The 14,900-nt window shown below is 68.0% G+C and carries 17 protein-coding genes; 12 read left to right on the forward strand and 5 right to left on the reverse strand.

Annotated elements, in window-relative coordinates:
- The first annotated feature begins 5 nt into the window (after nucleotides 1–5).
- From AB0L57_RS22245 to AB0L57_RS22260, 4 genes are all read left to right on the forward strand, one after another.
- Complete coding sequence (locus AB0L57_RS22245; RefSeq protein ID WP_364965270.1) at nucleotides 6–713, forward strand: class II aldolase/adducin family protein; 708 nt, start codon at nucleotides 6–8, stop codon at nucleotides 711–713.
- A gap of 28 nt (nucleotides 714–741) precedes the next feature.
- Nucleotides 742–1,686 carry an ABC transporter substrate-binding protein gene (locus AB0L57_RS22250; protein ID WP_364965273.1) on the forward strand — a complete coding sequence of 315 codons (945 nt, stop codon included), beginning with the start codon at nucleotides 742–744 and terminating at the stop codon, nucleotides 1,684–1,686.
- Nucleotides 1,687–1,883: 197 nt separating this feature from the next.
- The gene (locus AB0L57_RS22255) at nucleotides 1,884–2,174 is read left to right on the forward strand and encodes a helix-turn-helix transcriptional regulator (RefSeq protein ID WP_364965275.1); all 291 of its coding nucleotides are present in this window, start codon (nucleotides 1,884–1,886) and stop codon (nucleotides 2,172–2,174) included.
- A gap of 153 nt (nucleotides 2,175–2,327) precedes the next feature.
- Nucleotides 2,328–2,753 (forward strand): hypothetical protein, encoded by a 426-nt coding sequence (locus tag AB0L57_RS22260; RefSeq protein WP_364965277.1) that lies wholly within the window; start codon nucleotides 2,328–2,330, stop codon nucleotides 2,751–2,753.
- 10 nt (nucleotides 2,754–2,763) lie between these two features.
- On the opposite strand, the gene AB0L57_RS22265 is transcribed toward AB0L57_RS22260, so the two are convergent.
- Entirely contained in the window at nucleotides 2,764–3,630 is an 867-nt protein-coding gene (locus AB0L57_RS22265; RefSeq protein ID WP_364965279.1) for a TetR family transcriptional regulator, read from the reverse strand.
- A gap of 128 nt (nucleotides 3,631–3,758) precedes the next feature.
- On the opposite strand from AB0L57_RS22265, the gene AB0L57_RS22270 reads away from it, so the two are divergent.
- The 4 genes from AB0L57_RS22270 (at nucleotide 3,759) to AB0L57_RS22285 (ending at nucleotide 7,484) form a co-directional block, all read left to right on the forward strand.
- Nucleotides 3,759–4,967 (forward strand): acyl-CoA dehydrogenase family protein, encoded by a 1,209-nt coding sequence (locus AB0L57_RS22270; RefSeq protein WP_364965281.1) that lies wholly within the window; start codon nucleotides 3,759–3,761, stop codon nucleotides 4,965–4,967.
- A 29-nt stretch (nucleotides 4,968–4,996) separates the two neighbouring features.
- Entirely contained in the window at nucleotides 4,997–6,004 is a 1,008-nt protein-coding gene (locus tag AB0L57_RS22275) for a phosphotransferase family protein (RefSeq protein WP_364965813.1), read from the forward strand.
- The gene (locus tag AB0L57_RS22280) at nucleotides 6,001–6,747 is read left to right on the forward strand and encodes an SDR family oxidoreductase (protein ID WP_364965283.1); all 747 of its coding nucleotides are present in this window, start codon (nucleotides 6,001–6,003) and stop codon (nucleotides 6,745–6,747) included. The genes AB0L57_RS22275 and AB0L57_RS22280 overlap by 4 nt, the downstream gene beginning before the upstream one ends.
- Nucleotides 6,748–6,989: 242 nt before the next feature.
- Nucleotides 6,990–7,484, forward strand: coding sequence for a hypothetical protein (locus AB0L57_RS22285; protein ID WP_364965285.1), 495 nt, complete (start codon nucleotides 6,990–6,992; stop codon nucleotides 7,482–7,484).
- 107 nt (nucleotides 7,485–7,591) lie between these two features.
- On the opposite strand, the gene AB0L57_RS22290 is transcribed toward AB0L57_RS22285, so the two are convergent.
- The 4 genes from AB0L57_RS22290 to AB0L57_RS22305 all read right to left on the reverse strand — a co-directional run bounded on the left by AB0L57_RS22290 (nucleotide 7,592) and on the right by AB0L57_RS22305 (nucleotide 11,398).
- A complete protein-coding gene (locus AB0L57_RS22290) occupies nucleotides 7,592–8,296 on the reverse strand; it encodes a hypothetical protein (RefSeq protein WP_364965287.1) in 705 nt (234 codons plus the stop codon).
- A gap of 29 nt (nucleotides 8,297–8,325) precedes the next feature.
- Nucleotides 8,326–9,594: an FAD-dependent monooxygenase gene (locus AB0L57_RS22295; protein WP_364965289.1), complete on the reverse strand. Its 1,269-nt coding sequence runs from the start codon at nucleotides 9,592–9,594 to the stop codon at nucleotides 8,326–8,328.
- A 202-nt stretch (nucleotides 9,595–9,796) separates the two neighbouring features.
- Nucleotides 9,797–10,402, reverse strand: a complete 606-nt coding sequence (locus tag AB0L57_RS22300) for a maleylpyruvate isomerase family mycothiol-dependent enzyme (RefSeq protein ID WP_364965291.1) — start codon at nucleotides 10,400–10,402, stop codon at nucleotides 9,797–9,799.
- 192 nt (nucleotides 10,403–10,594) lie between these two features.
- Nucleotides 10,595–11,398 carry an LLM class flavin-dependent oxidoreductase gene (locus AB0L57_RS22305; RefSeq protein ID WP_364965294.1) on the reverse strand — a complete coding sequence of 268 codons (804 nt, stop codon included), beginning with the start codon at nucleotides 11,396–11,398 and terminating at the stop codon, nucleotides 10,595–10,597.
- 332 nt (nucleotides 11,399–11,730) lie between these two features.
- On the opposite strand from AB0L57_RS22305, the gene AB0L57_RS22310 reads away from it, so the two are divergent.
- The 4 genes from AB0L57_RS22310 to AB0L57_RS22325 all read left to right on the forward strand — a co-directional run bounded on the left by AB0L57_RS22310 (nucleotide 11,731) and on the right by AB0L57_RS22325 (nucleotide 14,895).
- Entirely contained in the window at nucleotides 11,731–11,895 is a 165-nt protein-coding gene (locus AB0L57_RS22310; protein ID WP_364965297.1) for a hypothetical protein, read from the forward strand.
- A gap of 224 nt (nucleotides 11,896–12,119) precedes the next feature.
- Complete coding sequence (locus tag AB0L57_RS22315; protein ID WP_364965299.1) at nucleotides 12,120–12,413, forward strand: hypothetical protein; 294 nt, start codon at nucleotides 12,120–12,122, stop codon at nucleotides 12,411–12,413.
- Entirely contained in the window at nucleotides 12,410–14,311 is a 1,902-nt protein-coding gene (locus tag AB0L57_RS22320; protein ID WP_364965302.1) for a RiPP maturation radical SAM C-methyltransferase, read from the forward strand. The genes AB0L57_RS22315 and AB0L57_RS22320 overlap by 4 nt, the downstream gene beginning before the upstream one ends.
- Nucleotides 14,308–14,895, forward strand: coding sequence for a DUF5825 family protein (locus AB0L57_RS22325; protein WP_364965304.1), 588 nt, complete (start codon nucleotides 14,308–14,310; stop codon nucleotides 14,893–14,895). Before AB0L57_RS22320 ends, AB0L57_RS22325 begins: the two co-directional genes overlap by 4 nt.
- The last annotated feature ends 5 nt before the right edge of the window (nucleotides 14,896–14,900 follow it).

Below are 14,900 nucleotides of genomic sequence, written 5' to 3' on the forward strand. Positions count from 1 at the left end.
GCACCATGACCACCACCGAATTCAGGCTCGGAGACGCCGTCACCGATTTCGTCACCGCCGCCGCTCGCGATGCCGAGAAGGCCTTCCGGGTGTTGCGCGAGACCGGCACCGTCACCGGCAACGGCACCGTGAATTTCGTCGAACGCGTTCCGGGGGAGGACATCGCCGTCGCGTTCAACGAGCCGGGGCCATGGGCGGACGACCGCACCGTGGCGCCGGTCGTGGCGAACTTCGACGGAGAAGTGCTGTCGGGCAACGGGTCCGCCGGTTTCGTCCGCGGCTATGCCGAGGTCTTCCGCGCCCACCCCGAGATCACCTCGGTGGTCCATGTGCACAGCCCGTGGCTGGGTGGCTGGGCCCAGACCCATCGCACCTTCCCGATCCGCTACGCGGCGGTGCAGCGACTGACCCTGTCGCGGGAGATCGCGCCGCACATCGACCGCAGCGTCGGCGCCGGTGCTTTCGTGCTCGACCGGCTCACCCACGATCCCGATCTCATCGCCATCTTCGAGGCCAACGGTGGCGCGAATGTCATCGGCCGTGCCGGACTGCTCGAGCTGGCGAAACTGGTGGTGCTGCTGGAGGAGGGCGCCCAGTACCAGGCCATCGCCGAAACCCTCGGCGGCTCGGTCGAATTCGATCCATCCAATCTGGCTGTGCAGTGGGGCCGCACCGGGCTGGCCGACGAGGCCCGCCGCCGCGGCCTGATCTGACCACCTTCCCGTACACCCAGGAGCATTCATGACCGTCCGGGTCGGCTACTTCCCGCACAACAATTCCCTGTTCGTCCTGCGCCACCGCGGCATTCTGGAACGCACTCTGCCGGAGGTGGAGTGGGTCGATCTGCGTGCCCTGCCGCAGCCGCCCCGCGCCGATGTGCGAACCTCGCTGCCGTCGGTGCATTCGGACCACCTGTTCGACGGCGGCTACGACTTCATCGGCACCGGATTCACGCCGCCGATCACCGCACTCGGCAACGACCGTGACATCGTCTACGTCGGTATCTCGCAACCCCGTATCGAGAACGGGCGGCTGGTCACCGAGGCGGGCAGCGGAATCGGGTCGGTCGCGGATCTGGCGGGTAAGCGGATCGGGATCGCGCACGGGTCCTGGCAGACCACATTGTTGCTGTTCGCGCTGGATCAGGCGGGGCTGGGCTGGGCCGATGTCGAACCGGTCGACACCGATGTGCACGACGGCGGCGCGCTGCTGCTCGACGGCACCCTCGACGCGTGGGTCGGTGCCTATCCGGGCCTGGCCGCCGTCGAAGCGGCCACCTCGCTGCACACCCTGGTCGACACCGAGTCGGTGTTCAGTCATCCCTCGCTGTGGTTCACCCGCCGTGACTTCGCCGAGAACAACCGTCCCGCCCTCGTGGCCATCATCAACGCCCTGCGGGAATCCGATGCGTGGATCGCCGAGAATCCGCGCGCCGCGGCGCAGTATTTCGTCGACGACATCGCGGCTCGGGGTGGTGTCGCGGACCTCGACGCCTGGGAGATGGCTCTGCGCGGCCGGCCCTTCGGTATCGGCCCGGTGAGCGAGGAGTTTCTCGACGAGCAACAGCGCGCCGCCGACCTGCTCGCGGCCAACGGACTGTTGCCCAGGACGATTCGGGTGCGCGACGGCGTCGATCCGTCGATCGGCGAGCTCCTCGCCGCGCCGCCGTCGGTCTCGGTGCGGTAGGCGCCGCGCGACCGGTCCCGGATCGAATGAGGGTGACCCGGGGCCGGTCGACATGGGCGCGGCGTTATCCGAAACGTGTGATTTTTCGTTCGCAATGCGAACGGTGGCAACATTTTTCGGTTATGCAACGGTAATGTCCCCACGGACGGCAATAGCTGGGTAGCGTTCTCCGCACGCGTGGAGAACAGGAAGACATCGTGTCCCAAACCTTGCCGATGACGGCCGCCTCGGCCGGCGCCTGCCCGGAACAGGCGGTGGCATCGACGCCTTCGCTCAGTGCCCGGGAAGTGGAAGTACTGCTGGCGTGGATCCTCAGTGATACCAAGGCCGAGGTGTGCCGCCGGCTCTACATCTCACCCGGGACGGTCAATACCCACCTCGCCCGGATTCGCGAGAAGTACAGCCGTGCCGGCCGGCCCGCGACCACCAAGGCGGCCTTGCTGGCCCGTGCGCTGCAGGACGGGCACATCGGCCTCGACGAGATCTGACCGCTCCCGGCGGCGCATCGCGACCGGAGATCCGGCGAGGGTTGACGGCGACCCGATCGGGGTAATGCTCTGTGCAGCAGATCCGCCGACCCTCGGGTGTACCGGCGTTCGACGGCTCTGGCCGTAACGCCGGACTTGGAGTCGATCGATGCCGTGTACGAGACAACCGAGGGCAGTGCGGTGAATCCCTCGTCGGCGCCGGGCCGGGTACCGGTCATCACCGTGGACGCCGGAGATCTGCCGGAGCTGATCCTCGCCGTCCACGACGTCGCGATCGACACGCCCCGCGGAATCCGCCGCCCGGATCAGAATGTCATCGACATCGTCACCGCGACCGTCAGCGATGTGAATCCTGAAACCGCGCAACGCCGATACCGGCTGGCCGCGCCGCCGACCGCCGCTTTCATGGTCAGTCAGCGCGGTGGCAGCGTCGATGTCATCGTCGAACACGATCGCGCGTTCGCGTCGGCGAAATTCTTCGCACACGCCACCGGGCCGGAATCCCGATGGCCGGTGCGCCTGGCCGAGCAGACCCGGCACGCCTTGCTGGCCCAGGACATCTACGCGACGCTGTCCTGAACGCCGCGACTCAGATCCGATGCAGGCCGAGCAGCCGCAGGGTGAACTCGGCATAGCGGGTGGCGATGTGCTCGGGTGAGGTGGGGCCGTCGAGCCGAAACCATTGCGGGAGTGCGGTGCACATCGTGGCGACGGCGCGCCCGGCGGTGCGCGCATCGGCCTGGGGCAGCTCCGATTCGACGAGTGCGGCGTCGATGGCCTCGTCGAGCAGATACTGGATCTCGTTGCGGGAAGCCGCGATCCGCGCCCGGTTGGCGGGAGTGAGACTGCGCATCTCGCTGGCGCCGATGAAGGCGAGTTCACGGCGGTGGGTGTGGAACAGTGCCAACGCCTCGACCGTGTGTGCCAGGCGCAGGGTTGCGGTGGCGCCCTCGGTGCCTGCCGCTGGAATGCGCCAGTGCAATTCGTCCATGGTCAGGTCGAGTGCGCGCACGAGAAGTTCCTGTTTGTCGTGATAGTGGTGGTATACCCCGGGCACGCTCATGCCGGCCCGCTCGGCGATCGAGCGCATGGTGGCGCCGTGGTATCCGGTCTCGACGAACGAATCGATGGCCGCCGACAGCACGGGGTCCACGGGTAGCGGTGGAAATTCTCGCCAGTCGCGCGATGTGCCGCCGGGAGATGGCGTGCGTGGGTGTGTCCTGCGCGGCGGCCGATCGGGCTGCGACTCGTCGATGAGCCAGGACACCGTGGTGCCCAGTTCCGCGGCGGCCGCGCGTAGCCGCGGCACCGATATTCCGGTCTTGCCGTTCTCGACGGCGCTCAGTGTCGCGGGGCTGACGCCGAGGCGCTCGGCGGTCTCGCGTAACGAGAGTCCGGCCGCGGTGCGTGCCCGGCGCAGCCGGCCGCCTGTCCCGGCATTGTCCGATGAAGTCACGGAGTTCAGGATAACTGAACATGAACCGGCTCGTTCGGCATCGCATTGACAAGGCAAAAGGGATGATGGCACTGTCTTCAAGTAAGGAGAGCCGAGTGATCGTTCGGCCGTTGTGATGAGGAGTGCGCGTGGCGATCGAACTGTCCTATCCGCCCGAGGTCCGGGAGCTGGCCGAGCGCACCCGGGAATTCGTTCGCGCGACGGTGCTGCCGGTGGAGGACGCGCACGCCGGTGACATCGCCGCGGCCGGCGGAGACGCGGTCCGCGTCGAACTCCAGCAGGCCGCGCGCGACGCGGGAGTCTTCGCGCCGCACGCGCCGGTCGAGTTCGGCGGACACGGCCTCGGCATGTCCGATCGGGCGCCGGTCTTCGAGGAGGCCGGATACTCGCTGTTCGGGCCGACCGCGCTGAATATCGCGGCGCCCGACGAGGGCAATGTGCACATGCTGGCCCACATCGCGAATCCGGAGCAGAAGCAGCAGTTCCTGGAACCGCTCGCGCGCGGGGACCTGCGCTCGGCCTTCGCGATGACCGAACCGGCACCGGGTGCGGGATCGGATCCCTCGGCACTGGCCACCCGCGCGGTGCGGGCCGAGGGCGGCTGGCGCATCAACGGGCACAAGTGGTTCATCACCGGTGCCGACGGCGCGGGATTCTTCATCATCATGGCCCGCACCTCCGGTGAACCCGGCCGGCGCGGGGGCGCGACCATGTTCCTGGCCCCGGCCGACACTCCCGGAATCCGCGTCGAGCGCCACATCGACACCCTGGACAAGTCGATGATCGGCGGGCACTGCGAGGTGTTCTTCGACGATGTGCTGGTTCCGGATTCGGCGGTCCTGGGCGCCGTCGATCGCGGGTTCGAATACGCGCAGGTACGGCTGGGCCCGGCGCGCATGACCCATGTGATGCGCTGGCTCGGCGCCGCCCGGCGTGGGCACGACGTCGCGGTGGCCCATGTGGCCGAACGCGAGGGGTTCGGTTCGCGGCTCGGCGATCTCGGCATGATCCAGAAGATGATCGCCGACAACGAGATCGATATCGCCGCCACCCGGGCGCTGCTGACCCGCGCCTGCTGGGAACTCGACCTCGGCGAGCCCGCGTCCAACGCCACCTCGATCGCGAAAACCTTTGCCGCCGAAGCGATCTTCCGGATCGTGGACCGCAGTGTGCAGATGTGTGGCGGGCTCGGCGTATCCGGTGATCTGCCGCTGGCGCGATTGTCGCGCGAAGTGCGGCCGTTCCGGATCTACGACGGCCCCTCCGAGGTCCACCGGTGGGCGATCGCCAAACGCGCGGTCGGCGCCGCGCGGCGCGCGAAGCGGGACGCCGAATGACGACGGCGGACGGCATGTCACTGCCGGGTATGGATGTGCCCGCACTGCAACGGTTTCTGCGCGAGCAGGGGGTACCCGTGCGGGGGGAGCTGAAGGTCGAACTGATCAGCGGCGGTCGCTCCAATTTGACCTTCGCCGCCTCGGACGGAGTGTCGAGATGGGTTGTCCGGCGTCCTCCGGTCGCGGGTCTCACACCGTCGGCGCACGATATGGCGCGTGAATACACCGTGACCCGGGCACTGCGGGATTCCGCGGTGCCGGTGGCGCGGACGGTGGCCTTCGACGCCGAGGGCGCCGTGCTGGGTGCGCCGGCGACGGTTGTCGAATTCGTCGACGGTGCGGTCGTGCGCGGTCAGGACGATCTCGCGGCGTTCACCGGTGAACAGGTCGCCGCGAGTGTGGACGCGCTGGTGCGGGTGCTGGCCGATCTGCACGCTGTCGAACCCGGTGCGGTGGGGCTCGGTGAATTCGGGCGCCCGGCCGGATTCGTCGCCCGGCAGGTGAAACTCTGGGCGTCGCAATGGGATCGGGTCAAGACCCGCGAACTCGCCGATGTCACCACCCTGTGCGCGGCCCTGAGCGAGGCATTACCGCCGGAAGCGCCGGGTGCGATCGTGCACGGCGATTTCCGCATCGACAACACCATCGTCGACCCATCCGATCCGGCCCGGGTGCTGGCGGTGGTCGACTGGGAGTTGTCCACCCTGGGCGATCCGCTCACCGATGTGGCGCTGATGTGCGTATACCGCTCTCCGGTCTTCGATCTGGTACTCGGCACCCGAGCCGCGTGGACCAGTGACCGCCTGCCGAGCCCGGAGACCCTCGCCCAGCGCTACGCCATCGCATCCGGCCGTGATCTGGGGGACTGGGGTTTCTATCTCGCGCTGGCGAATCTCAAACTCGGTGTGATCGCCGAGGGAATCACGCATCGGGCCCGCCGCGGATCGGATGCCGGTTCGGCGGCCGAACGCGCCGCCGAGGCCACACCGGAATTCGTCGCGGCCGGGCTGCGCGCACTGAAGGGAGAACGGAGTTGACCGAGGCGACGAGGACCGCGCTGATCACCGGCGCGTCTCGCGGGATCGGCCTGGGCATCGCGGAGCGCCTTGCCCGGCAGGGCTATTCGCTCACCATCACCGCACGTGACGCCGACCGGCTGGCGACGGTCGCGGACAGTCTTCGCGCCGCCGGTGCTCCCGACGTTGCCGTGACGCCGGCGGACATGGCCGATGCCGAGGGTGTCGCCGGTGTGCTCGCCGCACATGCCGAGCGTTTCGGCGCGATGTCGGCGCTGGTCCTGAACGCCGGAGTGGGGTCGGCCGGACCGGTCGCCGAGGCGTCGATGCGCCGATTCGACAAGACCTTCGCGGTGAATGTGCGTGCCCCGCTGCAACTTGTCCAGGGCGCGCTGCCCCTGCTGCGCAGCGCCGCCGCGGCCGAGCCGGCCCGGGGTGCGAAGGTGATCGCACTGTCCTCGATCACCGGCGTCTACGCCGAGGCCGGTCTCGCGGTCTACGGTGCCGCCAAGGCCGCACTGGTCTCACTGTTCGCGACCCTCAACGCCGAAGAATCCGGCAACGGCGTCACCGCGACCACGATCGCCCCCGGCTACGTCGACACCGATATGAGCGCGTGGATCCACGACCGCATCCCACCGCAGGACATGCTCACCGTGAACGACGTGGTCGAAATGGTGGACTCGCTGTTGCGGCTGTCGTCGCGGGCGGTGGTCCCCAACATCGTCATGTCCCGGGCGGGAACCGACGGCTACCGCGCCTGAACTGTCCATCGCCAGGGCGTCGGCGCGCAGCCGTGACGGATACCCCGTCGCCCGGGTGCCCGGGTGGAGTTGGGCAGTTGTGCGGTGTGGACACGCCGCGCTGTTCCGGACACGAATGCACCCGGCGCACCCAACGCATCCCTAATTGTCCGGCGCGGCAACGCGAAACGCCGTCATTCCCGTAACGCCCCGGGGTCTTCCCGCAACCAACTCCTCAGAAACCGATGAGGAGGTTCTCAGGTATGACCCGTGCAAACCCGCAGCTTCCGCCCTACCCGCCCGTCACCGCGACGCCAGCTGCTCCGCAACCCGAGCGCAAGGCACCGCCCTGGGTGTGGGCGCTGGCAACGATCGCCGTGCTGGTCCTGGTCGGGACCGTCGGTAACGCATGCCATGTCGAATCGACCAGCGCATCGCCGGCCGCCACCACCACCGCGCCGACCTTCCGGCCGTTCGCCACACCCCGGGTCTCCGACTCCGGGTACCGGCCGGCCACACCGGGGCGAACCCGGGAGTTGACCGTCCCGAACGACCTGATCGGCCGCAACGGTGCGATCGCCTCGGCCGAGTTGAAGCAGCTCGGATTCGACCGGGTCGAATACGCCTCGGGCACACCGGGTGTGCAGCTGGTCCTGAAGTTGTCGAACTGGACCGTGATCGACGTCGAGCCCGGTCCCGGCAAGATCGTCGGCGCAGATACGCCGATCGTCCTGACGATGGTCAAGAAGAACCGGTGATCGATACCGGCTGGTCGTCGTGGCGGTTCGGCGCGGCGGCCATCGCCGGTCCCGATGTGTTCGGTTCGGGCGCAACCGAATCGGCGGTGGGCGCCCGGCCGCGGACCTCATCTTCCGCCAGCGCCGGAGCCTCGCCGCAGTGGTCGCTCGAGGCCGAGTTCCTTCTCGATCTCCGTGCGTGCCACGAGAAGAAACGCGGCGATCCACTCGATGTCGCGATGGCGTTCGTACAGCTGCCGGATCACCGCGGACCCCTCCGGTCGCGGTGATCGCGGATCGGTCGACGGCGGTTGGCAGAACACCGCGCCTTCGGTGCGGTAGGTCCGCCAGTGTCGTCTGCGCGTGTCGTTCGCGGCAGCGCGGATGGATGCGAAGCGTTCCGGAGAGGCCTCGTATTCCAGCAGCTGTATCACCGCGGACAGCTCGAGCCGCGCGGCGTCCGAGTCGTTCGACTGCGGATCCACCGACGCCACACGTTCTTCGCGGTAGGCGGCCCAGAACTCGCTGCGGGCCCGGGCCTCTGCCGCATCCTCGAGTTCGGCTCGCCCCGCGGACGCGTGGTATTCGGCGATGAGACGGTCGTATTCCTGCCACGCCCGCCGGCGGCCGCGCCGCATCCGCTGGATGAACGTCGACGTGGGCCCGGGATGTAACTCCTCCCACTCCTGCCTCGCCCGCGCCCGGGCGTCGTGCGCCGCCGCGGCGAGCCGCGCACTCGGGCTCAGAGTCAGGTTGCGGGCGCGTGTATAGCGCTGGCGCAGTTGGTCGTCCGTGCAGTGCGCGAGCGTCGCGGCGTCGGGATGGTCACCCATGAGCCGGGGATTCCCCTCCTCGCCGGTAACTATTCCCGGGCGAGTGTCGCGCTCGGGGCGCCGTGGTCCGGCACCTCCGCGTAGTCGGGCAATTCGACCCCGTTGATCGCACGCGCGAGCAGGTCGGTGAACCATTCGCTTCCGACATCGATGTCCGGCCCGGCATCCGGCCCGGGGAGCAGGCTGTGCACGTGCAACCGGCCCATCTCCTGGTTGGCCTCCACGAACGAGCGCATCCGTTCCTCGTAGCGGGCGAACCCGGCCTCCGGATTCCATTGTGCGGCGGCCAGTTCGCCGGCCAGCAGGTAGGCGCCGACCAGGGCGAGTCCGGTGCCCGCCCCCGACATCGGTGAGGAACTGAATGCCGCGTCCCCGAGCAGCCCCACCCGTCCGCTCGACCAACGGTCCATCACCACCTGGGCAACCTGGTCGAGGTAGAAGTCCGGGGTGTCGTCCAGATGGGCGAGGATGCGCGGGGTCCACCAGCCCATGCCGGCCATCCGCTCACGCAGCAGGCGCTTCTGGGCATCGACGTCGCGATGGTCGACATCGAGTTCCCCCGCCGGGAAGGAGAACATGGCCATCGCCCGGGTGGCGTCCGGGACGGGCCGCAGGCCGGCCGAGCGCCCGGACTCCTGGTAATCGATGAGCCGGCGGCCCAGCCCGAACTCGTTGGGCACACTGTAGAACGCGAGCGCGAGCCCGAGGTGGCGGAGGAACTGTTCGCGCGGGCCGAAGACCATGGCCCGCAGTGCCGAGTGCAGCCCGTCCGCACCGATCACCAGCTCGAAGCGGCGCCGGTCACCGCTTGCCAGGGTCACGTCGACCCCATCCGGGTCCTGGGTGAGTTCTGTGATGCGGTCGCCGAAGCGGTACGCCACACCGTCGCGGGTGTCGTCGTAGAGCACCTGGGACAGGTCCCCGCGCAGGATCTCGATCTCGGAGATGTACCCGTCGCCGCCGTCGTCCTCCGCGGAAAAGGTCTGCAGCACTGTCCCGTCGACGTCCACGGTGTCCGCGCCCGCGGTCTCGGTGCGCGCGGCGCGCACCGCCGCGTCCAGCCCCATCCGCCGGATGACCTCCTTGGCCACCCCGCGCGCGTCCACCGCCTGACCACCGGGACGCAGCGCGGCGGCCCGCTCCACCACGGTCACCTCGGCCCCGCGCCGGCGCAACCAGTGGGCCAGCGCGGGCCCCGCGATGCCGGCCCCCGCCACCAGCACCCGCGGCCTGTCCACCCGTTCCGGTTGCTCATCCGTGCGGATCATGCGCTCCTGTGCGGTGTCGTCGACGCTCACCCTTGCCTCCATGTGTGTTTGGCTCCCGTACCGGAAACGTCCCCGGCACAGGCCCACCGCTGCCGGTGTCTCCAGTCGTGTCGACTGCGTATCCACCCGAAATTCATCGGTACAGCCGAATTCGCCCGAGTGGGATGGTCAAGCACATCGGGAGGTCGAATCGAGAGGGGCATCTCCGATACCGCCGGAGACGCGACGCGTGTCACACACGCTCGCGCAGAGCCGGCACGCCGGGCCCGATGAGATCGTCGCAGTAGACGGCCCTTCCCGCCATTGCCATGGTGAGTGCGATCGTCGTTCCGCGAACCAACGGCCCGGTTCCCGCGGTGAACGGTCCGTCGGTTGCCTCCAGGCGCAGACCGTCGATCACGCGTCGTCCGGCCACGGTGAAATTCCGGGCGGCGTAGGCGCGGGCGACGGCGGTGGTCGCCGCGAGCGTCGGCTCCCGGGCGAGGCCGAGTGGCCTCCGGATGTCCTGACCGTGCACGATCACCTCGCCGAGCCACTCCGCGACGTGGCGACTCGATGCCGACGTGGTGCTGTCGATCACCGCGCGGAAACGGTCGAGGGTTTCGGCGGGTGTGGCGCCGCGCTGCTCGGCGAGTCGCCGGGCATTGTGCAGATCGAAGTCGAACCGAGCGCCGAGAACGCTACGCAGCCAGCGGAGTCGGCTGATGCTGGCGGCGGCGGTCAGATGGGCCACGACCTCTTCGACCGTCCACGCACCGCACAGTGACCGCTGTGCCCACTGTGGGGCGCTCAGCTCGGCGAGGTCATCGGCCAGCGCCCTGCGCTCCATATGCGTCATGGCCCACAGGCTTTCGCGAGATTCCGCATCTGCCATCGAAGTACATCCCTTCCGTCACAGCGGCCCCTCGGCAGCCGTTGCGGAGTCGATATCGGTCCGTCGGCCGGGGCGGCGCTGCCGCAACGCGCCGCCCGCAGTACAGACGGGAGCGCGGGTGCGAACTCATCGGTTCGCGGGCCGTGTCGATGTTGGCTATCGACCAGCGAGTTCGGCGACGACCGGAGCGAACCTGTCGGCCACATCGGCGCCGAAGATGAAGTAGGAGAAGCCGATCTCCTCTCGTCGGCGCTGGATCTCCTCGGCGGCGGCCGCCGGATCGTCCGGAAGCACGGTCAGTGCGTCGGCCGCGTGCAGTGCGGCGATGTCGATGTCCGGCGGCGCCATGTGCGCTGCGACAGCGTCGCCGACCACCGGCACGGCGAGTGCGAGCTCGAGGTCCGCGCCGGTGCGGAAGTCGCGGGCCAGCCGCTCGACCTCGGCCCGAGGCTGATCTCCCAGCGCGAAGGTGACCGTGTCCGCGACCTCGGCCGCCAGTGCCCGCGCCCTGGGGCCCAGGACAGCCATCGCGACCGGTGTGCGACGGTCGGGGCCGTCGAGATCTCGCAGCGCCTCGACGGCCTCGCGGACCTGGGCCAGCCGCTCGCTCGGCGGGACGACGGGTAGCCCCTTGTCGCGCAGCTCGTCCTCGATCCCCGGTCTGCCGGTGCCGATACCCATCTCGAAGCGTCCCTCGGTCAGCAGCGACAGCGAGTGCGCCTCCCATGCCGTCATCCACGCCGGGCGCATCGGAGCCGCATACACCCAGGTGCCGACCCGCAGGTCGGTGAGCGCCGCGGCGGTGGCCAGCATGGGCGCCGGTGCCGGCTGGGTGAGCGGGAAGTCGGGCACCAGCAGCGTCGAATAGCCATTGTCGGCGATGCGACGCACATGATCCCGCCACGTAGGCGGATCGGTTCGCAGCGGTGCCACGACTCCGAATCGAAATGGTCTCGCCACGGCCGGACTCCTGTCTGTCGGTGTACCCAGAGGTATCGACGGCGGGTGCGCTCGAAACTCATCGGTGCCGCCGGCAGCGTACCGACGTGGCTCGGGCCTCTGCCTGCCACCAGTGCCGGGAAGTCGTCGACAGGTGCGTTAAATTCGTCACGCCCGCGCAGGCGGATCCAATTTCGCACACACTGTTGCGGGCAGCCTGCTCGTCGTCGGTGGTGTCGGCGACCGGGTGAACTCGCGGCCGGCGCAGGCGGGACCGAGCCGGACATCGGCCGGCTCCTCGCGTGAGCAAGCCGGGGGTTCGGATTGTCACCTGCCTTCGAGAGGAATTTCCCATGGCACATCATCCGGAATCTTTTGAGTCGGACTCCGAACTCGACGGCATGGATCGGGCCGAATCCGGCTTGTCGATCAAGAAGATCCAGCAACTGGGCACCAAGCCGACGGTGCGCATCGTCGATTCGGATCTCCGGTTGAAGAAGGATATCGAGACGGCTTGATACACAAGCCCTCCGAAACGCGGGAGGCATCCGCAGCAGCAGGGCTTCCGCCGTGGCTGGAGCGGTGCCTTCCGCGGCTCGGATCGCTCACCGACGAACAAGCTTTCATCGCGGTGCAAGCAATCCGCGCGATCAGCTGGAAGTGGCGCCTCCGATCGATGATCGTCAGGCCGTATCTCCTCGAGGGCCTTGGCCGACGGCACTATGGGGTCGCCGCTCAAGATGTGGACGACCAGTTGAGCCATGCTGTTCCCGGCATCGTGGTGTGCAGCCGTGCGACGCGTTGCCCTCGGCACAGTGGTGCGGGCGGCGAATGCACCGGACGGCTCAAAGTGCACTACGAGTTGGTGACGCTGGTCGTTATTGCCGCGGCCCGGCACATGGACGCCACGGCGACAGGAAATCGAGTGGACGCGATGAGCACGGTGCCGACCGGCCCGTCGCCCGAGGTCGAGAATTACTGCTATCGCACGATTGCCGCGATTCACCGCGCCACGGAGCCGGGCGGTGATCGGTGAGTGCCGTGGATTCGCCGCGCACGGTGCTCGTGTGCATGCCGTGGCACGAGCTGACCCGCCCATCGCTCGCGTTGGGACTGCTGAAGGCGAGTTGTGTCGCACACGAAATCGCCGAACCCGCCACCTGTTACGCCAATATCGGTTGGGCCGAACGACTGCTCGATGCCGGACTGACAGTGCGCGACTATCTCGCGATCTCCGACGGCGGGTTCGTGCATGCCCTCGGCGAATGGGTGTTCGCCGGCGCGTTGAACGGCCCGGACTTCGGCGTCGAACAGATGGCGGACTATGCACGTCGGCACGAGATCGACCTCGGTCCGATCTCTCGAATGCGCGAACTCGCAGATGATTTCGTCTCCTCGGTCGCCGATGCGGTCCTGGCCATGGATCCGGAAATCGTCGGATTCACGTCCACCTTCAGCCAGAGTGTGCCGAGCCTGTCCGTGGCGAAACGGATCAAAGAACGTGCGCCACAGATTCGTACCGTGCTCGGCGGCTACAACACCGAGGGCATCATGGGGGCCACACTCCACCGGGAATTCGAATTCGTCGACCTGGTGCTGCGCGGCGAATCGGACAACACCTTCCCGGAATTGCTCGGTGCGCTCGGCTCGGGGCGCAGCGACCTCGGCTCGATCGCTGGGCTGTGCTGGCGCGACGCCGATGGCATCCAGCGGGTCAACGATCACCCGGGCAAACCGGTCGGTCCCGCCGATATGCGCGTCCCCTTGTTCGATGATTGGTTTCGCACCTACGACGACAGTGTGATCAGCGAGCTCACCGAGCCGGAGTTGGTGCTGGAGAGTTCGCGGGGCTGCTGGTGGGGTGAGAAACACCATTGCACGTTCTGCGGCTTGAACGGCTCCACTATGAGCTACCGGGCGAAACAACCCGCCGCGTTCGTCACCGAACTCGACCACATCGTGCGCAAGCACAAGGTATTGGACGTCACGGTGGTCGACAATATCCTCGACGTCTCTTACCTGCGTACCGCACTGCCCGCGATCGCCGAGACGAACGTCGATCTGCGCCTGCACTACGAGATCAAGGCGAATATCACCGCGGAACAGGCAGCGACCATGCGCGCGGCGCGGGTGTGGAGTGTGCAGCCGGGCATCGAATCTCTGGTCGACGACGCACTGCGAAGAATGGACAAGGGCATCGGTGGCGCGCGCAATGTGCGCGCGCTACGGGACCTGGAATCCGAGGGAATCACCGTCGGGTGGAATTGGCTGTACGGATTCCCCGGCGAACGGGTCGACGACTATCGCAACGTGATCGAGCAGATTCCCGCGCTGGCGCATCTGCAGCCGCCGGGCGGAACCTCACGGATCTTCCTCGAGCGCTTCTCGCCGAATTTCGATGATCCGGCCATCGGCTTCACCGAACGCCTTCCCGCCGAGCGCTATCAGTTGGTGTACGACCTCGATCGGCGGGTGCTCGCCGACCTCGTGTACGAGTTCGACACTCCGGATCACGGGATCACCCAGGAGCAGGTGGCGCCACTGGACGCCGCGATCGCCGAATGGCAGGCGCAGTACCCGCAGAGCTCGCTGTTGCGTCGCGAGGTCGACGGAATGCTGATCATCAGGGATCGCCGGTTCGGGTGGGCCGCCCGCGACCATGTGTTCACCGATCCCAGGGAGCGCGAAACCTGGGTCGAATTGGAGCACGGCCGCACGATCTCCGGACTACATCGCAGCCTCGCCGCCGCCGGCTTTTCATGGGACGCTGCGGAATTGGCGCAGTGGCTCGCCACCCAACTGGAATACGGGCTGGTGTTCACCGAAGGTGGACGCTGGCTCGCGCTGGCGACAACCCCGGGCGGGATCGAACGCTCGATGGTACGGCCGGAACAACCCGAGCCGGTACTGGTGCGCCTCGAGGAGCCGACATGACCGATCCACTGCTGCGGTGGCCGGAGACCGTCGACGCCGACCTCATGAACCCGGACGCCACTGTCGCCGGTGCCCGACAGGCAGGGCAGGTCGTCACTGTCGCCGATCCGGTGCGATTGCATGGTGGCGCAGACGATTTCGCGGTCTTGCGGTTATTGGGGGCGGCGATGCGGACCGGTGTCCGGATCGACTGGACACTCGCCTCCGCTGTCCCACACGGACTGGACGACATCGTCCATCTGCCGCCACCCGTGCGCGCGGAGGGCCGGTCCGCTGAACGGATCCAGGTGCAATGGCGCGAACGCCACCGAGTCGGTCTGTGTTGTTATCGGCGTGGCCCGGATTTCGTGGTCCTGCGGGATCTTCGACGCCCGGAAGCGAGTTTTCGCGCCACCCTCGACGGGCCACACGCCACCCGATTCCGTGCGCTGACCGAGGCGACCCGCGTCGACGAGCTGACCGGTGACGAGTTGGTCCTGCTCACCGATCTGCGGGACAACGGTCTTGCCGTCATCGACGATGTGCGTTTCCTGCTGTGGCCGTATCGAGTCGAGACCTTCCCGATTCCGTTCACGATCTTCTGAATCCG

The organism is Nocardia sp. NPDC052254, assembly GCF_040679495.1.
GTDB lineage: Bacteria > Actinomycetota > Actinomycetes > Mycobacteriales > Mycobacteriaceae > Nocardia.

What these genes read in the sequence shown, in the direction of transcription:
- AB0L57_RS22300 (WP_364965291.1), bottom strand. Translation starts at nt 10,402, where the DNA reads ATGACGCATATGGAGCGCAGGGCGCTGGCCGATGACCTCGCCGAGCTG.
- AB0L57_RS22285 (WP_364965285.1), top strand. Translation starts at nt 6,990, where the DNA reads ATGACCCGTGCAAACCCGCAGCTTCCGCCCTACCCGCCCGTCACCGCG.
- AB0L57_RS22325 (WP_364965304.1), top strand. Translation starts at nt 14,308, where the DNA reads ATGACCGATCCACTGCTGCGGTGGCCGGAGACCGTCGACGCCGACCTC.
- AB0L57_RS22250 (WP_364965273.1), top strand. Translation starts at nt 742, where the DNA reads ATGACCGTCCGGGTCGGCTACTTCCCGCACAACAATTCCCTGTTCGTC.
- AB0L57_RS22275 (WP_364965813.1), top strand. Translation starts at nt 4,997, where the DNA reads ATGGATGTGCCCGCACTGCAACGGTTTCTGCGCGAGCAGGGGGTACCC.
- AB0L57_RS22245 (WP_364965270.1), top strand. Translation starts at nt 6, where the DNA reads ATGACCACCACCGAATTCAGGCTCGGAGACGCCGTCACCGATTTCGTC.
- AB0L57_RS22310 (WP_364965297.1), top strand. Translation starts at nt 11,731, where the DNA reads ATGGCACATCATCCGGAATCTTTTGAGTCGGACTCCGAACTCGACGGC.
- AB0L57_RS22290 (WP_364965287.1), bottom strand. Translation starts at nt 8,296, where the DNA reads ATGGGTGACCATCCCGACGCCGCGACGCTCGCGCACTGCACGGACGAC.